This window comes from Mycobacterium hackensackense, assembly GCF_025822555.1.
Classification (GTDB): domain Bacteria; phylum Actinomycetota; class Actinomycetes; order Mycobacteriales; family Mycobacteriaceae; genus Mycobacterium; species Mycobacterium fluoranthenivorans.
On sequence record NZ_JACKUC010000030.1, the window covers coordinates 1,613,733 to 1,628,816 of the forward strand.

19 protein-coding genes are annotated in these 15,084 nt (G+C 69.3%); 11 read left to right on the plus strand and 8 right to left on the minus strand.

What is annotated here, in order from left to right; genetic code table 11:
* Window positions 1–38: 38 nt before the first annotated feature.
* Both cysS and rlmB read left to right on the plus strand, forming a co-directional pair.
* Window positions 39–1,448, plus strand: a complete 1,410-nt coding sequence (gene cysS, locus H7J86_RS17245) for a cysteine--tRNA ligase (RefSeq protein WP_267292270.1) — start codon at window positions 39–41, stop codon at window positions 1,446–1,448.
* The gene (gene rlmB / locus H7J86_RS17250; RefSeq protein WP_090354165.1) at window positions 1,448–2,392 is read left to right on the plus strand and encodes a 23S rRNA (guanosine(2251)-2'-O)-methyltransferase RlmB; all 945 of its coding nucleotides are present in this window, start codon (window positions 1,448–1,450) and stop codon (window positions 2,390–2,392) included. Before cysS ends, rlmB begins: the two co-directional genes overlap by 1 nt.
* Here the strand turns inward: rlmB and H7J86_RS17255 are convergent.
* The 4 genes from H7J86_RS17255 to mrf form a co-directional block, all read right to left on the minus strand.
* The gene (locus H7J86_RS17255) at window positions 2,389–3,582 is read right to left on the minus strand and encodes an SLC13 family permease (protein WP_267293005.1); all 1,194 of its coding nucleotides are present in this window, start codon (window positions 3,580–3,582) and stop codon (window positions 2,389–2,391) included. The two genes, rlmB and H7J86_RS17255, sit on opposite strands and share 4 nt — an antisense overlap.
* A gap of 64 nt (window positions 3,583–3,646) precedes the next feature.
* Window positions 3,647–4,558, minus strand: a complete 912-nt coding sequence (locus tag H7J86_RS17260; protein WP_267292272.1) for an MBL fold metallo-hydrolase — start codon at window positions 4,556–4,558, stop codon at window positions 3,647–3,649.
* Between the two features lie 9 nt (window positions 4,559–4,567).
* Window positions 4,568–4,819 carry a type B 50S ribosomal protein L31 gene (locus H7J86_RS17265; protein ID WP_090354170.1) on the minus strand — a complete coding sequence of 84 codons (252 nt, stop codon included), beginning with the start codon at window positions 4,817–4,819 and terminating at the stop codon, window positions 4,568–4,570.
* Complete coding sequence (gene mrf / locus H7J86_RS17270) at window positions 4,809–6,005, minus strand: ribosome hibernation factor-recruiting GTPase MRF (RefSeq protein ID WP_267292274.1); 1,197 nt, start codon at window positions 6,003–6,005, stop codon at window positions 4,809–4,811. The genes H7J86_RS17265 and mrf overlap by 11 nt, the downstream gene beginning before the upstream one ends.
* Before the next feature lie 105 nt (window positions 6,006–6,110).
* Between mrf and rpmB the strand changes: the two genes are divergently transcribed.
* Genes rpmB through rpsR form a run of 4 tightly spaced genes read left to right on the plus strand, consistent with a single transcriptional unit; the run spans window position 6,111 to window position 7,049 of the window.
* On the plus strand, window positions 6,111–6,347 hold the full coding sequence (gene rpmB / locus H7J86_RS17275; protein ID WP_267292276.1) for a 50S ribosomal protein L28: 237 nt from the start codon (window positions 6,111–6,113) through the stop codon (window positions 6,345–6,347).
* The gene (rpmG, locus tag H7J86_RS17280; RefSeq protein WP_024451593.1) at window positions 6,347–6,511 is read left to right on the plus strand and encodes a 50S ribosomal protein L33; all 165 of its coding nucleotides are present in this window, start codon (window positions 6,347–6,349) and stop codon (window positions 6,509–6,511) included. Before rpmB ends, rpmG begins: the two co-directional genes overlap by 1 nt.
* Window positions 6,511–6,816: a 30S ribosomal protein S14 gene (gene rpsN, locus H7J86_RS17285; RefSeq protein ID WP_090354174.1), complete on the plus strand. Its 306-nt coding sequence runs from the start codon at window positions 6,511–6,513 to the stop codon at window positions 6,814–6,816. Before rpmG ends, rpsN begins: the two co-directional genes overlap by 1 nt.
* The gene (rpsR, locus tag H7J86_RS17290; protein WP_267293007.1) at window positions 6,816–7,049 is read left to right on the plus strand and encodes a 30S ribosomal protein S18; all 234 of its coding nucleotides are present in this window, start codon (window positions 6,816–6,818) and stop codon (window positions 7,047–7,049) included. Before rpsN ends, rpsR begins: the two co-directional genes overlap by 1 nt.
* Here rpsR and H7J86_RS17295 read toward each other — a convergent pair.
* Both H7J86_RS17295 and bluB read right to left on the minus strand, forming a co-directional pair.
* Window positions 7,046–7,810 (minus strand): LamB/YcsF family protein, encoded by a 765-nt coding sequence (locus tag H7J86_RS17295; protein ID WP_267292278.1) that lies wholly within the window; start codon window positions 7,808–7,810, stop codon window positions 7,046–7,048. The two genes, rpsR and H7J86_RS17295, sit on opposite strands and share 4 nt — an antisense overlap.
* Entirely contained in the window at window positions 7,807–8,472 is a 666-nt protein-coding gene (bluB, locus tag H7J86_RS17300) for a 5,6-dimethylbenzimidazole synthase (protein WP_170847105.1), read from the minus strand. Before bluB ends, H7J86_RS17295 begins: the two co-directional genes overlap by 4 nt.
* 19 nt (window positions 8,473–8,491) lie before the next feature.
* On the opposite strand from bluB, the gene H7J86_RS17305 reads away from it, so the two are divergent.
* Window positions 8,492–9,304: a sulfurtransferase gene (locus H7J86_RS17305; protein WP_090354179.1), complete on the plus strand. Its 813-nt coding sequence runs from the start codon at window positions 8,492–8,494 to the stop codon at window positions 9,302–9,304.
* A 10-nt stretch (window positions 9,305–9,314) separates the two neighbouring features.
* Here the strand turns inward: H7J86_RS17305 and H7J86_RS17310 are convergent, their stop codons facing one another.
* Entirely contained in the window at window positions 9,315–10,490 is a 1,176-nt protein-coding gene (locus H7J86_RS17310) for a GTP-binding protein (RefSeq protein WP_267292280.1), read from the minus strand.
* A 57-nt stretch (window positions 10,491–10,547) separates the two neighbouring features.
* Between H7J86_RS17310 and H7J86_RS17315 the strand changes: the two genes are divergently transcribed.
* Genes H7J86_RS17315 through H7J86_RS17330 form a run of 4 tightly spaced genes read left to right on the plus strand, consistent with a single transcriptional unit; the run spans window position 10,548 to window position 14,329 of the window.
* On the plus strand, window positions 10,548–11,540 hold the full coding sequence (locus H7J86_RS17315; protein ID WP_267292282.1) for a metal ABC transporter solute-binding protein, Zn/Mn family: 993 nt from the start codon (window positions 10,548–10,550) through the stop codon (window positions 11,538–11,540).
* A complete protein-coding gene (locus tag H7J86_RS17320; RefSeq protein WP_090354184.1) occupies window positions 11,533–12,327 on the plus strand; it encodes a metal ABC transporter ATP-binding protein in 795 nt (264 codons plus the stop codon). The genes H7J86_RS17315 and H7J86_RS17320 overlap by 8 nt, the downstream gene beginning before the upstream one ends.
* Window positions 12,327–13,217 carry a metal ABC transporter permease gene (locus H7J86_RS17325; protein WP_187097148.1) on the plus strand — a complete coding sequence of 297 codons (891 nt, stop codon included), beginning with the start codon at window positions 12,327–12,329 and terminating at the stop codon, window positions 13,215–13,217. Before H7J86_RS17320 ends, H7J86_RS17325 begins: the two co-directional genes overlap by 1 nt.
* Before the next feature lie 11 nt (window positions 13,218–13,228).
* Entirely contained in the window at window positions 13,229–14,329 is a 1,101-nt protein-coding gene (locus tag H7J86_RS17330; RefSeq protein WP_090354187.1) for an Rv3575c family transcriptional regulator, read from the plus strand.
* Here H7J86_RS17330 and otsB read toward each other — a convergent pair whose 3' ends face one another.
* Window positions 14,330–15,064: a trehalose-phosphatase gene (gene otsB / locus H7J86_RS17335; protein WP_090354188.1), complete on the minus strand. Its 735-nt coding sequence runs from the start codon at window positions 15,062–15,064 to the stop codon at window positions 14,330–14,332.
* Window positions 15,065–15,084: the final 20 nt, after the last annotated feature.

Sequence of the window (15,084 nt, forward strand, 5' to 3'; positions counted from 1 at the left end):
CGAAGCGAACGGTTGGCCGAGGTGAGTGAAGCGAACGGTTGGCCGACGTGACTGGGCTGCGGCTATACGACACCCTCTCGGGTGGCGTTCGTGATTTTGTACCGCTGCGGCCCGGCCATGCCTCCATCTACCTCTGCGGGGCCACGGTTCAGGGGTTGCCCCACATCGGACACGTCCGCAGCGGTGTCGCCTTCGACGTACTACGGCGCTGGCTGACCGCGAAGGGCTTCGACGTGGCGTTCATCCGCAACGTCACCGATATCGACGACAAGATCCTGAACAAGGCCGCCGACGCGGGCAGGCCCTGGTGGGAATGGGCGGCGACCTTCGAGCGGGCGTTCACCGAGGCCTACGACGCGCTCGGGGTGCTGCCGCCGTCGGCCGAACCGCGGGCCACCGGGCACATCACCCAGATGGTCGAGTTGATCGAGCGGCTCATCGAGCGCGGCCACGCCTACGCCGCACAGGGCGATGTGTACTTCGACGTGCTCAGCTACTCCGAGTACGGCGCGTTGTCCGGACACCGGATCGACGACGTCCACCAGGGTGAGGGCGCCGGCACCGGAAAGCGCGACCAGCGGGACTTCACCCTGTGGAAGGGCGCCAAGCCGGGGGAGCCGTCCTGGCCCACCCCGTGGGGCCCGGGTCGGCCGGGCTGGCACACCGAGTGCGTCGCGATGTGCGAGTCCTACCTGGGGCCGCAGTTCGATATCCACGCCGGTGGGATGGACCTGGTGTTCCCGCACCACGAGAACGAGATCGCCCAGGCCAAGGCGGCCGGAGACGGTTTTGCGCAGTACTGGCTGCACAACGGCTGGGTCACCATGGGCGGCGAGAAGATGAGCAAATCGCTGGGCAACGTCCTCGCGATTCCGGCCGTACTGCAGCGGGTTCGGGCCGCAGAACTGCGCTACTACCTGGGCAGTGCGCACTACCGGTCGATGCTGGAGTTCTCCGAGAACGCACTGACCGACGCCGCCAAGGCCTACACCGGCGTGGAGGAGTTCCTGCACCGGGTGCGCAACAGGGTCGGCACCGTGGTGCCCGGCACGTGGACCGAGAAGTTCGGTGCGGCGCTCGACGACGACCTGTCCGTGCCGATCGCGCTGGCCGAGGTGCATTACACCCGGGCCGAGGGCAATCGCGCGCTGGATGCCGGTGACCACGAAACCGCCATGGCGGCAGCGCAATCCGTGCGGGCGATGATGGGCATCCTGGGTTGCGATCCGCTCGACGAGCGCTGGGAATCGCGTGATGAGACGTCGGCCGCGCTGGCGGCGGTGGACGTACTGGTGCACTGGGCGTTGGCGGGCCGGGCCGAGGCCAGGGAGAATAAGGACTGGGCGGCCGCGGACGCGATCCGGGACCGCCTCAAGGAGGCCGGAATCGAGGTCACCGACACCGCAGACGGACCACAGTGGTCGCTGCTTGAGGGAGACACGAAGTAATGGCCGGTAATTCACAGCGCCGCGGCGCCGTCCGCAAGGAAGGCACCAAGAAGGGCCCGACCGTCGGCTCCGGCGGTGTGCGCAGGCGCGGGCTGGAGGGCAAGGGCGCCACGCCGCCCGCACATCAGCGGCCGCACCACCCGGCGGGCAAGAAGGCCGCCAAGGTGGCCCGGCAGAATCAGGGCAGGCAACAGCGCAAGACCGATGAAGTCGAGGTCGTCCTCGGTCGTAACCCCGTGGTGGAGTGTCTGCGGGCCGGCGTCCCGGCCACGGCACTCTGGGTGATGCTCGGTGTCGATGCCGATGAGCGGATCACCGAAGCGGTGAAGCGCGCCGCAGATTCCGGTATCTCCATCCTGGAGGTCCAGAAGCATGATCTGGACCGCATCGCCAGCAACGGGCTGCATCAGGGGCTGGCGCTGCAGGTGCCGCCGTACAGCTACACCCACCCGGACGACCTGCTGAAGGCGGCGCAGAGCGACAGCACGCCCGCTCTGCTGGTGGCGCTGGACAACATCTCCGATCCCCGCAACCTGGGTGCCATCGTGCGCTCGGTGGCGGCCTTCGGCGGGCACGGAGTGGTGATCCCGCAACGCCGTTCGGCCTCGGTGAGCGCGGTGGCCTGGCGGACCAGTGCGGGTGCCGCCGCCCGGTTGCCGGTGGCCAGGGCCACCAACCTCAATCGGACGCTGAAGAGTTGGGCCGACGCCGGTCTGCAGATCGTCGGCCTCGATGCCGGCGGCGACACCGAACTGGACGACTGGGATGCCTCGGTGCCGACGGTCGTGGTGGTCGGATCCGAGGGCAAGGGGCTGTCGCGCCTGGTCCGGGAGAACTGCGATGCCATCGTGTCCATCCCGATGGCCGGCCCGACCGAGTCGCTCAACGCCTCGGTGGCCGCAGGTGTGGTGCTGGCCGAGATCGCCCGGCAGCGCCGCCGCTAGAGGCCGAACACCCGGACACCGGCCCACAGGCACAGCACCGCCACCACCAAGCTGAGCGGGACGGTGAGCAACCCGACCCGGGTGAACTCGGCGACGCCCGCAGTCATGCCCTCGCGGCGGATGATGTTTCGCCACAACAGGTTCGCCAGTGACCCCGGGTAGGTGGCGTTGGGGCCCACGTTGACGCCGATCAGCACGGCCAGTACGGCCGCCGGCCCGGCCGCTGCCACCACCGGGAGCAGCACCAGCACGGCGGGCAGATTGTTCACCACATTGGAGAGCACCGCCGCCACCGTGGCGATCAGCAGCAACGACGGCAGCGAAGTGCCCAGCGGCACATGGGTCTTCATGAAATCGCCCAGACCGTGTCGCATGACGGCGTCGACGATGACGCCCAGGCACAGCACGAACACCAGGAACGGCACGTCGACGGCCTTGGCGATGCCGGTCACGCTGCTGCGCCCGCGTGCCAGGCTGCGCACCCCCAGCACCACCGCGCCGGCGAGCGCCGCCCAGGCGGGCGCGATGTTGAGGGCGGAGGTGACCGCGAAACCGGCCAGGGTGAGCCCGAGCACGACCAGCACGAACACCGGGATATCGGCCGGCGGCGGCGGTTCCTCATGAGGCGAGGGCGCGGCCAGCTCACGCCTGAAGATCAGGCGCAGCAACAGGTATTCGACCGCGATCACCGCCAGCCAGGGCAGCACCATCACGGTCGCGAACATAGCGAACGAGATACCCGCGGCGCCGAAGGCGAGCAGGTTGGTCAGGTTGGACACCGGTAGCAGGAGCGAGGCGCTGTTGGACAGGTGCGCGGTGGCATAGGCATGCGGTTTCGGTGACACGGCCAGGGTCCGGGCCGTCGCCAGCACGACCGGGGTCAGCAGCACCACGGTCGCGTCCAGGCTGAGCACGGCCGTCGTCGCCGCGGCGAGCACGAACACCCCACCGAGCAGGCGGTGCGGATCGCCGCGGCTCAGCCGCGCCATCGTGGTCCCGGCGGCCCGGAACAACCCCTCGTCATCGCATATCCGCCCGAGCGCCAGCACGGCGGCGAGAAAGCCGGTCACCGGGAGCAGTTCGCCGATCTCCGCGGCAGCCGAGTCCATGGTCACCACACCGGCGAGCAGGAGCAGCCCGGCGGCGGGGGCGGCCACGGCGACCTCCGGCCAGCGGTGCGGCCGCACCATGGTGAAGACCAACACGAGCGCGAGAAGGGCAGCCGAAAAGACCAAAGGGGTGTTCAAGGTTCGGTCAGATCCAGGGATCCGTCGGCTGCCACAACGTCGGCAGGTGCAGGGTGACCCCGTCCTGCTCGGCGAGCCGGGCCAGCACCCGCATCGACACGTCGAGGTCGTCCGCGGCGTAGGGCAATGCCCGGAGCGGCTCGTCCAGCGGTCGGAAGAAATCGTCCCAGTGGATCAGCACCACCCGGCGGGCACCGACGGTGCGCACGGTCTCGGTCCAGTAGTCGAGCAGGTAGTGCTCGGGCTGCAGGCCCAATTGGCCGATGCCGAGGTAGACGACCTCGGCGCGGTGCCCGGCCAGCGCACCGGGGACGAAACCGGCGCTGCCGACGATCAGCAGTCGCCGGTCCGACGGCCGGTGGTGCACCACCGTGGACCATGCTTCGCCACACCGATATGCCGCGGCCCGCACCGGCGGGCGCACCGGTGCGGTGATCGGGCCGGGGAATCGGTCGGGTGGGCAGTGCTCACCGACGATGAGCGTGATGTCGAAAGCACCGAGGCGCAACGGAACACCGGGAGTGGCCAGGACGATCTTCTCGGGCGCGAGCCCGTGGCCGAGGTGGGCCACGGAGTCGCCCCCCACCAGCGCGGCGCCCGTACGGTCGGCCACCACCGCGGAATCCATGGCGTGATCGAAGTGGGTGTGTACCGGCAGCACCGCATCGAGGCTGCGCACCCCGAGCCGAGCCAGACAGCCGTCGATGCGCGGAGCCGACGGCGCGATGCGCGCCAACCCGACCCGCAGCAGGGCGGGCCGGCTGAAGAACCCGTCCGTCATCACCGCCGAGGTCCCGTCGTCGACCAGCAGGGTGGTGACGCCGGCCCAGGTCACCGTCAACGGCGCCGAGCCGGCCGCGGGCAGATCGAAGAACCGCGCATAGTCGCCGAGGTCCGGGCGTCCGGGTTTCAGGCGCATCCCTCCACCCTAGGGGGCGGGACGTGCCCCGTAGCGGCGGTGGAACTTCTCGACCTGGCCGGCGGTGTCGATACGCCGGCTCGATCCCGTCCAGAACGGGTGGGAATCGCTGGTGACGTCCACGACGATCAGCGGATAGGTGCTGCCCTGCCAATCGACTGTGCGGTCGCTGGTCGCCGTAGAGCGGGTCAGGAACATCGCCCCGGTGTTGGCGTCGGCGAATACGACGGGGTGGTAGTCGGGATGGATCTCAGCCTTCATTGCTTGCCTCCTTGTTCGCGTCGACGTCGGCCTGTAGTGACTCGCAGGGGTCGTGATGCCAGTCTCCGAAGGGGTCCGGGTAGTGCGCCCAGTCCCGCGGTCGGGCCAATTCGTCATCGGTGAGCAGGGCCCGGTTCAGTGCGCCGGTGATGACGTCCGGGTCGGCCCCGCACACCAGAGCTGTCATCGCGATGTGCCGGTCGCCGAAGCGGTCGTCCCAGATCGAGCCGGCCAGCGCGATGCGCTCCGGGTCGACATAGGCGCGTTCGGCCGGGTCCATGTCCGCCAGCCAGGTTCCGCAGTGCCCCACACCGAGCCCGCCCCCTGCGGACTCTATCCAGACGACCGCATCGGGCTGGCTCGCGATCCAGGCCCGGCCGCGGATGCGGACCACGCCGTCGAGCAGGTCGTCGATCGCATGATGCAGACGCAGAGGGTGAAAAGGCCTGCGCGCGTTGAACTCCAGCAGGCGCACCGGCCCGTCGGGCCGCAGCGGTGGTTGGCCGGCCAGCAGCGGATCGTGTGGATCGTCGGGTCGGCCCCGGCGGGCCAGCGGATCGAGGTTCGCCAGCGCCAGTTCCACGTTGTCGGTACCGACGGTGATCCGGGCCCGCGGCGCCAGCCGGCGCAGCACCGCGAGGGTGGTGGCCTCGGGTGCGGTGAGCACCAGCACATCGGCGAACTCGGCCTGGGCCACCACCACCTGCGCGACAGTCTGGGAGTGCTCGAGGTCCACCTCCAGGTCGTCGTCGCCGAGCGCCTGGGCGAGCCAGCCTTCGGACTCGATACCGGTGACCACGGCGGAGACGACGACATCGCGGCCGGCGGGCCCGTCGATGTAGCCGGGGCCGATATGAAGGGGAGTGCGCTCGATCGCGGTGCACAGCGACTCGGGGTCGGCCCACGCGGGTAGGGCGACCGCGATCCGGGACACGTCGTCACGCCGGTGCAGCCGCCGCAGCAGTGGCAGCAGGTCGGCCCGGATAGCGCAGTTCAGGCACCCCGTCACCTCGATCGGCCATACCGAGATGATCCGCCGCTCGGCACGCATCTCGGTGATCTGCCGAATCGCCAGATGTCCTTCGATCGCATAGCCGACGCTGATCGTGCCCGGGGAACGGATCAGGGTGTCCGCCACATCGTCTGCTGGTCCCTGACCGGCCACCAGCACCACTGGGGTCCGCATCGCGCCTCCTGCACTATTGAAAACGATTGCCATTAACGTATCCGTACGCTACCGTGCCGACATCGACTTGTCGAAAATCATTTCCATTAAGCGTAGGAGGTTCACGTGTCGGCGCACTGCCAAGTCACCGGCCGCGCACCGGGTTTCGGTAACCGGGTGTCACACTCGCAGCGACGCACCCGCCGTCGCTGGAATCCCAATATCCAGCTCAAGACGTACTACCTGCCCTCCGAGGGGCGTCGGGTCCGGCTGCGGGTCAGCGCCAAGGGCATCAAGGTCATCGACCGGGACGGGATCGAGGCCGTCGTCGCCAGATTGCGCCGGGACGGAGTGAAGATCTGATGGCCCGCAACGAGATCCGGCCCATCGTCAAGCTTCGGTCCACCGCGGGAACCGGCTACACCTATGTCACCCGCAAGAACCGCCGCAACGACCCGGACCGGCTGGTGCTGCGTAAATACGACCCGGTCGTGCGCCGGCACGTCGATTTCAGGGAGGAGCGCTGATGGCCAAGACCGCCAAGATCGTGGGAAACGAGCGGCGCCGTGCGACGGTGGCGCGCTACGCGGAGAAACGTGCCGCGCTCAAGGAGATCATCCGGCTGCCGTCCAGCAGTGCCCAGGAACGCGCGGCTGCCCAGGCGGCCCTGCAGCGGTTACCCCGTGATGCCAGCCCGGTGCGGGTGCGCAATCGGGATTCCATCGACGGCCGGCCGCGGGGGCACCTGCGCAAGTTCGGGCTGTCCCGGGTCCGGGTGCGCGAACTCGCGCATCGCGGCGAGCTGCCCGGTGTGCGGAAGGCCAGCTGGTGATGGCGGACAAGCGCAAGCGGACCGCCGCGCCGGAGATCAAGCGGCCCAAGGTGAACCGGCTCAAGGCGCTCGGTGTCAGCCGTGTCGACTACAAGGACGTGGCCGTGCTGCGCACCTTCCTCTCCGAACGCGGCAAGATCCGGTCGCGGAGGGTCACGGGGCTGACGCCGCAGCAGCAGCGACAGGTCGCCACGGCCATCAAGAACGCCCGCGAGATGGCGTTGCTGCCCTAGCCCGTGAACGCCGCGAGCGTGGCGCCCTCGGCCTCCAGGCGGGTCCGTACGGCGTGCGCGATCCGCACCGCATCCGGTGAATCGCCGTGCACGCACACAGATTCCACGGTGACGGCGATGGTCGATCCGTCGATCGCGGTCACCTGGCCGTGTCGCACCATCGCGGTCACCCGCTCGGCGATCCGCTCCGGGTCGTGTAGCACCGCATCGGGCTGGCGGCGCGATACCAGCTGACCGTCGGCGCGATATGCCCGGTCGGCGAACGCCTCGGCCACGGTGCGCAGGCCGAGTTCGGTGGCCGCGTCGAAGAACGCCGAACCGGCCAGGCCGAGTACCGGCAGCGCAGGATCGACGGCATGCACCGCTTCGGCCACGGCCATGGCCTGGTCTCGGTGGGTGACGATCGAGTTATAGAGTGCGCCATGGGGTTTCACATAGGACACCGACGATCCTGCGCTCTGGGCGATGGCCTGTAGCGCGCCGATCTGGTAGATGACGTCGGCCCGCAGGTCATCGGGCTCGGCATCGATGAATCGGCGCCCGAATCCGGCCAGGTCGAGATAGCTCACCTGTGCACCGATGCGCACGCCACGCTCGACGGCGGCCCGGCAGGTGCGCACCATGCCGGCGGGGTCACCGGCGTGGAAGCCGCAGGCCACGTTCGCGCTCGTGACGATGTCGAGCATGGCGTCGTCATCGCCGAGGCGCCATATTCCGAAACCCTCGCCAAGGTCGGCGTTGAGGTCGACCGTCACCGTCATGCGGGTAATTCCGCCGGCGGCCAACGGTTTTCCGAGACGAACTCGGGCAGCGGGCGCCCGAAGGCCCAGTTGTCGATCTCCAGGGCGGGCCGCGGCGGGAAATCCGGAACCGGACCCAGGCACAGGATGGCCACCGGCTCGGCGTCGGCCGGCATGTTCAGCAAGGCGGCCAGCCGGGCCGGGTCAAAGATGGACACCCAGCCCATGCCCAGACCTTCGGCGCGCGCGGCGAGCCAGAGATTCTGGATCGCGCAGGACACCGAGGCCAGGTCCATATGCGGCATGGTGCGGCGGCCGAAGACGTGCGCCTGCCTGCCCTCGCCGAGGGCCACCACGAACAGCTCGGCGCACTCCAGGATGCCCTCGACCTTGAGCTCGAGGAACTCCTCGCTGCGGGTGCCCAACGCGGCCGCCGTCGCCCGGCGCTCCTCGTCCACCAGGTCGTGCATCTGTACGCGCAGGGCCGGATCGGTGATCCGGATGAACCGCCACGGCTGCATCAGCCCGACGCTGGGCGCGGAATGGGCGGCGGCCAGCAGGCGCGCCAGCACCTCGGCGGGAACCTCCGCGCCCGGGACGAACCGGCGCATATCGCGGCGCTCGGCAATGGCCCGGTACACGGCCTGGCGGTCGGTGTCGCTGAACGCGTGATCGGTCACCATCGCAGCCTAGGCTGGTCGGATGAGCACGCGTGCGCAGGTTCTGATATCGGCGGCAGAACTAGCCGAAAGGGTTGAATCAGGTTCCCCCGTGGCGATTCTGGACGTCCGCTGGCAGTTGTCCGAGCCGGACGGCCGGGCGGCCTTCGAGCGGGGCCACCTGCCGGGTGCGGTGTACGTATCGCTTGAGGACGAGTTGTCCGATCACCGGGTGGCCGGCCGCGGCCGGCACCCGCTGCCTTCCGGCGCGGCCGTGCAGGCCGCGGCGCGCCGGTGGGGCGTGCGTGCCGGCGTGCCGGTGGTGGTCTACGACGACTGGAACCGCGCGGGTTCGGCCCGGGCCTGGTGGGTGTTGACCGCAGCGGGGATCGGCGACGTGCGCATCCTCGACGGCGGGCTGGCCGCGTGGCGCGGCGACCTGGCGACCGGCCCCTCGATCGCCGAGCCGGGCGATGTGACCGTCACGCATGACGATCTGTATGCCGGCGCCCTTGCGACCTTGACCGCCGAACAGGCCGCCCAGGCCCCGGTGCTGCTCGACGCCCGCGCCCCGGAACGGTTCCGCGGTGAGACCGAACCGGTGGACCCGGTGGCCGGGCACATCCCCGGCGCGCGCAACCTGCCGAGCACCGCGGTACTGGCCGCCGACGGCACCTTCGCGCTGGACGCGCTTCCCGATTTCGGGGGACCCGTCGGGGCGTACTGCGGCTCCGGCGTCACGGCCGCCGTCCTGGTGGCGGCATTGACCGCCGCGGGTGTGGACGCGGCACTGTTCCCCGGGTCCTGGTCGCAGTGGAGTGCCGACCCGGCGTCGCCGGTCCAGACCGGGGGCTGACCCGACGTACTCAGTGCGTGTGGGTGACACCCCAGGCCGGAAGTGGGTCGGGGAACCTGGTCCAGTGCTGTTCCCCGACGCGCAGTTCGGCATCGGTGAGCAGCGCCTCACGCAGCAGCGCGTCGATCCGGTCCCGGTCGATGCGCACTCCGATGAACACGATCTCCTGCCCCGGGGCGATCTCGGTGGACGACCAGTACTGTGCCGGTTCGATCACCAGATTCGGGCCGGCCTGCGACCAGATGGCGGCGATCGTGGGACGGCTGGCGATCCAGCAGAAACCCTTGCTGCGCAACAGTCCCCGCATCTGCTCGAGCGCCGACGCCAGTCGTTGGGGGTGGAACGGCCGATCGGCGCGGAAGGTCATCGAGGCGATGCCGTACTCCTCGGTCTCGGGGGTGTGGCCGTCGGCGATCTCCTCGTCCCAGCCGGGTGCGTTCGCGGCGGCGACCGGGTCGAACAGTCCGGTGTCGAGCACCTCGTCCAGGTCGACCACGCCGTGGTCGGCGTGGATCAGTTTCGCCGACGGGTTGAGTCGGCGCAGGAGTGTCTCGACGGCACCGAGCCGGGCGGCCGACACCAGGTCGGTCTTGTTGAGCAACAGCACGTCGGCGAACTCGACCTGGTCGACCAGGAGGTCGGCGATATTGCGGGCGTCGCCGTCACCTGCGCTCATATCCCGTTCCGCCAGGGCCTGCCCGCGGGCCAGCTCGGTCAGGAACGTCGAGGCGTCCACGACGGTCACCATGGTGTCGAGACGGGCCAGCTCGCCGAGGCGGAAGCCGTCCTCGAACTGCCACTCGAAGGTCGCCGCGACGGGCATCGGTTCGGAGATCCCGGTGGATTCGATCACCAGCTGGTCGAAGCGGCCCTGCCGGGCGAGGGTGCCGACGGCTTCCACCAGGTCTTCGCGCAGCGTGCAGCAGATACAGCCGTTGGTGAGCTCGACGAGTTTCTCCTCGGTCCGGATCGCAGAGCCCCTCTCCGAACCCGTGGCATCGGCGCGGTCCAGGTGGCCCTGGCCGGCGATCAGCGCGGCATCGATGTTGATCTCGCTCATGTCGTTGACGATGACGGCGACCCGTCGGCCGTCCCGGTTGGCCAGGATGTGGTTGAGCAGCGTGGTCTTTCCGGCGCCGAGGAAACCGGACAGCACCGTCACCGGCAGTTGCGCAGAGGATGTCATCGAACTCCTTAATGGAAATGATTTTCAATAAAACAGGATCCCGGTGCGCGGGACTTAATGCAAACGGTTATCGTTATCGACATGACCGCCACGAAGACCCTCCGCGCCCTGGCAGCCGGTGTTCTGCTCGCCACCCCGTTCGCCCTGGCCGCCTGCTCGGGTGGCGGCACCACCGCCACGTCGACGACGGTGGCCGGCGACTGCCCCACCACCCCGGTCGACGTCGTGGTCAGCGTCGACCAATGGGGCGATATCGTGTCGCAGCTCGGCGGCAGCTGCGCCCGCGTCAAGACCTTGTTGGCCAGCTCCTCGGTGGACCCCCACGACTACGAGCCGTCGCCCGCCGATGCCGCGACGTTCCAGGGCGCCAAGCTGATCGTGGTCAACGGCGCGCACTACGACGAATGGGCCAGCAAGTTGGCCGCGAGCTCGGCACCGAACGCGCCGGTGATCAACGCCGCCGAAACCGGCGGCGAGGAGCCGCACGAGGATCACGGCACGGCCGGCGATCACGACCACGGCGAGGTCAACCCGCACGTCTGGTACAACCCCGCCACGGTGACGGCCGTCGCGGATGCGGTGACCGCCGAGCTCGGCCAACTCGCCCCGGCGGCGAAGGACTACTTCGCCGCCCGGCGCAGCGCATTCACCACCTCGCTGCAGCCCTATACCGACACGATCGCCAAGATCAAGACCGGTGCGGCCGGTAAGACGTATGCCGCCACCGAGGGGGTGTTCGACTACCTGGCCTCTGCCGTCGGATTGCAGAACAAGACCCCGGCCGGCTACCAGGCCGCGGCCAACAACGAGACCGATCCCTCCCCGGCCGATCTGGACGCCTTCCTCAAGCTGTTGAATGCCAAGGGTGTCGATGTGCTCATCTACAACACCCAAACCGAGGGATCCGTCCCCGAGCAGCTGCGCGATGCGGCGCAGAAGGCAGGCATCCCCGTGGTGAACGTGACCGAAACGGTGGCGCCGGGAGCCAAATCGTTCGAGGCTTGGCAGGTGGACCAACTCACCGCCCTCGCCAAGGCCCTCGGTGTCTGACTCTGACGCGTCCAGACCTGAGCGTGCCGCCCCCGCCCTGTCCTTCGAGGATGTCAGCGTCGTCCGCGGCGGCCGGCTGATCTGGTCGGAAGGCACCTTCGATGTGCCCGCCGGTGGGATCTTCGCGGTGATCGGCTCGAGCGGCTCGGGCAAGACCACCCTGCTGCATGCCGTGCTCGGCACCATTCCGGTGAGTTCGGGCACCATCCGCGTTCTCGGCAGACCACCGGGCGCCGCCACCGGACTGATCGGCTACGTCCCGCAGAACTATGCGGTGGCCGCGGGCAACGCCATCCGAGCCTGCGACGCGGTCCTGCTGGGACTGACCGGCAACCGGTGGGGATTCGGCCGGGCCAGCGCCGCGGAGCGGACGCGGGTGACCGAGGTGCTCGCCGCCGTCGATGCCACTGACTTCGCCCACCGCCGCCTGTCCCAGCTGTCCGGCGGGCAGCGTCAGCGCATCGCCATCGCCGAGGCACTGGTCGCCGAGCCCCAGCTGCTCATCCTCGATGAGCCGCTGACCGCCCTGGACGTGCGCAACCAGCGGGATATCGTCCGGCTGCTGGCCAAGATCCGTGAGGAGCTCGGCGTGACGATCCTGGTGGTCGCCCACGATCTGAACCCGCTGCTGGCCGTGCTCGACGGCGCCATCTATCTGCTGGACGGCCACGCGCATTTCGACACCACCGACGAAGTGGTCGACGCGGACCTGCTGAGCCACCTGTACGGCACATCGGTTCAGGTGGTGCACACCCCGCAGGGCGACATGTACGTGCGGAGCATCTGATGCACACCACGGTGCTGGCCCTGGGCTATCAGGACAACTGGTGGCAGATCCTGACGTCGGCCTTCATGCGCAACGCGCTGCTGGGCGGCACGCTGGTGGCCCTGGCCGCCGGCTTGATCGGCTACTTCATCGTGGTGCGCAACAGCGCGTTCGCGGCGCATGCCCTGGCGCATATCGGCTTTCCCGGTGCGACGGGGGCGGTCCTGCTCGGGCTGCCCGTCACGGTGGGCCTCGCGGTGTTCTGCGTCGGTGGCGCCCTGGTGATCGGGGCCCTGGGCAAGCGCGCCGACGAACGGGAGGTGGCGACCGGGACCGTGCTGGCGGCGGCGACCGGACTCGGCCTGTTCTTCAGCTCGCAGGCCACCAAGAGCAGCAGCACCGTCACCAACGTGCTGTTCGGCAACCTGCTCGCGGTGACCCATGAGCAGCTCGTGTCGTTCGGGGTGGCCGTCGCGGTGCTGGCCGTGGTGGTCGCATTCGTCTACCGGCCGTTGTTGTTCGCGTCGATCAATGCCGAGGTCGCCGAGGCCAAGGGCGTTCCCGTCCGGGTGCTGTCGGTCGTGTTCATGGCGCTGCTCGGGCTGGCGGTGACGATGGCGGTGCAGGCCGTCGGGACCCTGCTGCTGTTCGCCTTGGTGGTCACCCCGGCCGCCACGGCGATCATGCTGGTCGCGCGGCCCGGGCTGGCGATGTTGGTCTCCACCCTGCTGGCGGTGGTCTCGGTGTGGACCGGCCTCGCGCTGTCGGCGATGTTCAACGTTCCGCCGAGCTTCGTCATCGTCACGATCGTCAGCGGAATCTGGTTGGTGGTGTGGGCAATCGCGCAGCGCACCGGAACGGATCGGCGAATCGCGCCGCCACACGGCGCCGTCGGCCCCCACGTCCACTAACCTCGGAGAGCATGTCCAGAAGTCCGGCGCCCAGGCGACGGGCGACACTGGCCTCACTGGCCGCTGAACTCAAGGTTTCGCGGACGACGATCTCCAACGCGTACAACCGTCCCGACCAGCTTTCGACGGAACTGCGCGAGCGTGTGCTGGCCGCCGCCAAGGAAATGGGTTACCCGGGACCGGATCCGGTGGCGCGATCGCTGCGCACCCGCAAGGCGGGCGCGGTCGGGTTGATGCTCACCGAACCGCTCGACTATTCGTTCAGCGATCCGGCGGCGCTGGATTTCGTTGCCGGGCTTGCCGAGTCATGTGAAGAGGCCGGGCAGGGTCTGCTGCTCGTGGCGGCGGGCCCCAACCGCAGTGTGGCAGACGGGTCGGCGGCGGTGCTGTCGGCCGGCGTGGACGGCTTCGTCATCTATTCGGCCTCTGACGACGACCCCTACCTGCCGGTGGTGTTGCAGCGTCATCTTCCGGTCGTCGTCGTCGATCAGCCCAAGGATGTGCCGGGCAGTTCCCGGGTGTGCATCGACGATCGGGCGGCCATGCGTCAGCTCGCCGAACATGTTGTGGGCCTTGGGCACCGCGAGATCGGGTTGCTCACCATGCGGTTGGGCCGGGACTGGCCACATCCGGACCCGGCCCCGGCGGTCGCCGAGCGGGACCGGTTGAACACCCCGCATTTCCACGTGCAGCGCGAACGTGCGCACGGACTGTTCGATGCGATGGCCGCGGCCGGGCTGGATCCGGCATCGGTGACGGTGGTCGAAAGCTATGACCACGGGCCCACCTCGGGCGGGTTGGCCGCCGATGTCGCGCTGGCGCGCAACCCGCGCATCACGGCGCTGGTGTGCACCGCGGACGTGTTGGCGCTCTCCGCGATGGATTCGCTTCGGGCGCGCGGGATCTATGTGCCCGGGCAGATGACGGTGACCGGCTTCGACGGAGTGCCCGAGGCGCTGCGACGGGGCCTGACCACGGTGGTGCAGCCGAGTATGGAGAAGGGCCGACGGGCCGGCCGGCTGCTGCACAACCCGCCGCGCTCGGGATTGCCCGTCATCGACATGCTGGCGACCGAGCTGATCCGCGGTCGCACCGCGGGGCCCCCGTCCTGATCAGCTGCGCGCCGCCACGAGGAACCGCAGCACCTCGGCCACATCTTCAGGCGTGTCCACGCGGTAGCGGGCCAGGGTCTCGCCCGGTCCCACCTTCACCGCGACATCGGAGTCCCGCATCCGCGCGAACGCCTTCTCGTCGGTCACATCGTCACCGAGGAAGACCACCGCGGTCGCGTCGTGCATGCTGCGTAACGTGTCGACGGCCTCGCCCTTGTCGGTGACGATCACCGCGAACTCCAGCACCGCCTTGCCCGCGGTGAGGTGCGCATCCCAGGACTGCGCGGCCGCGCGGGCTTCAGCCAGCGCGGAATCGCCTTCGGCGGCAACGGCATTGCGCACGTGCAGGGCGACACTGGCCGGTTTGGTCTCGACGGTCACCCCGGGTCGTCCGGCGGCGATACCGCGCAGGGTCTCGATCATCGTGTCCAGCAGCTCGGTGTCTATCGCGCGTACGAAACCGGTGTCGAACTCGGCGCCGTGGCTGCCGATCAGCGCGACGGTGTCGGGCATCCCGGACAGGTCGCGCAGCACACTGCGGGCGCGCCCGGAGATCAGCGCGGCGGTGGTGTCGGGCAGTTCGGACAAGGCCACCAGAGCTTCGGCGGCGGCGGGCAGGGCCCGCGCGTCGGCCGGGTTGTTGACGATCGGCGCGAGGGTGCCGTCGAAATCGGAGGTGACCAGGAGGCGGGGGGTCTCGGCGATGGCAGTGAGCGCGTGCCGCAGATCATCCACCCTGGACCACACCTCCGTCG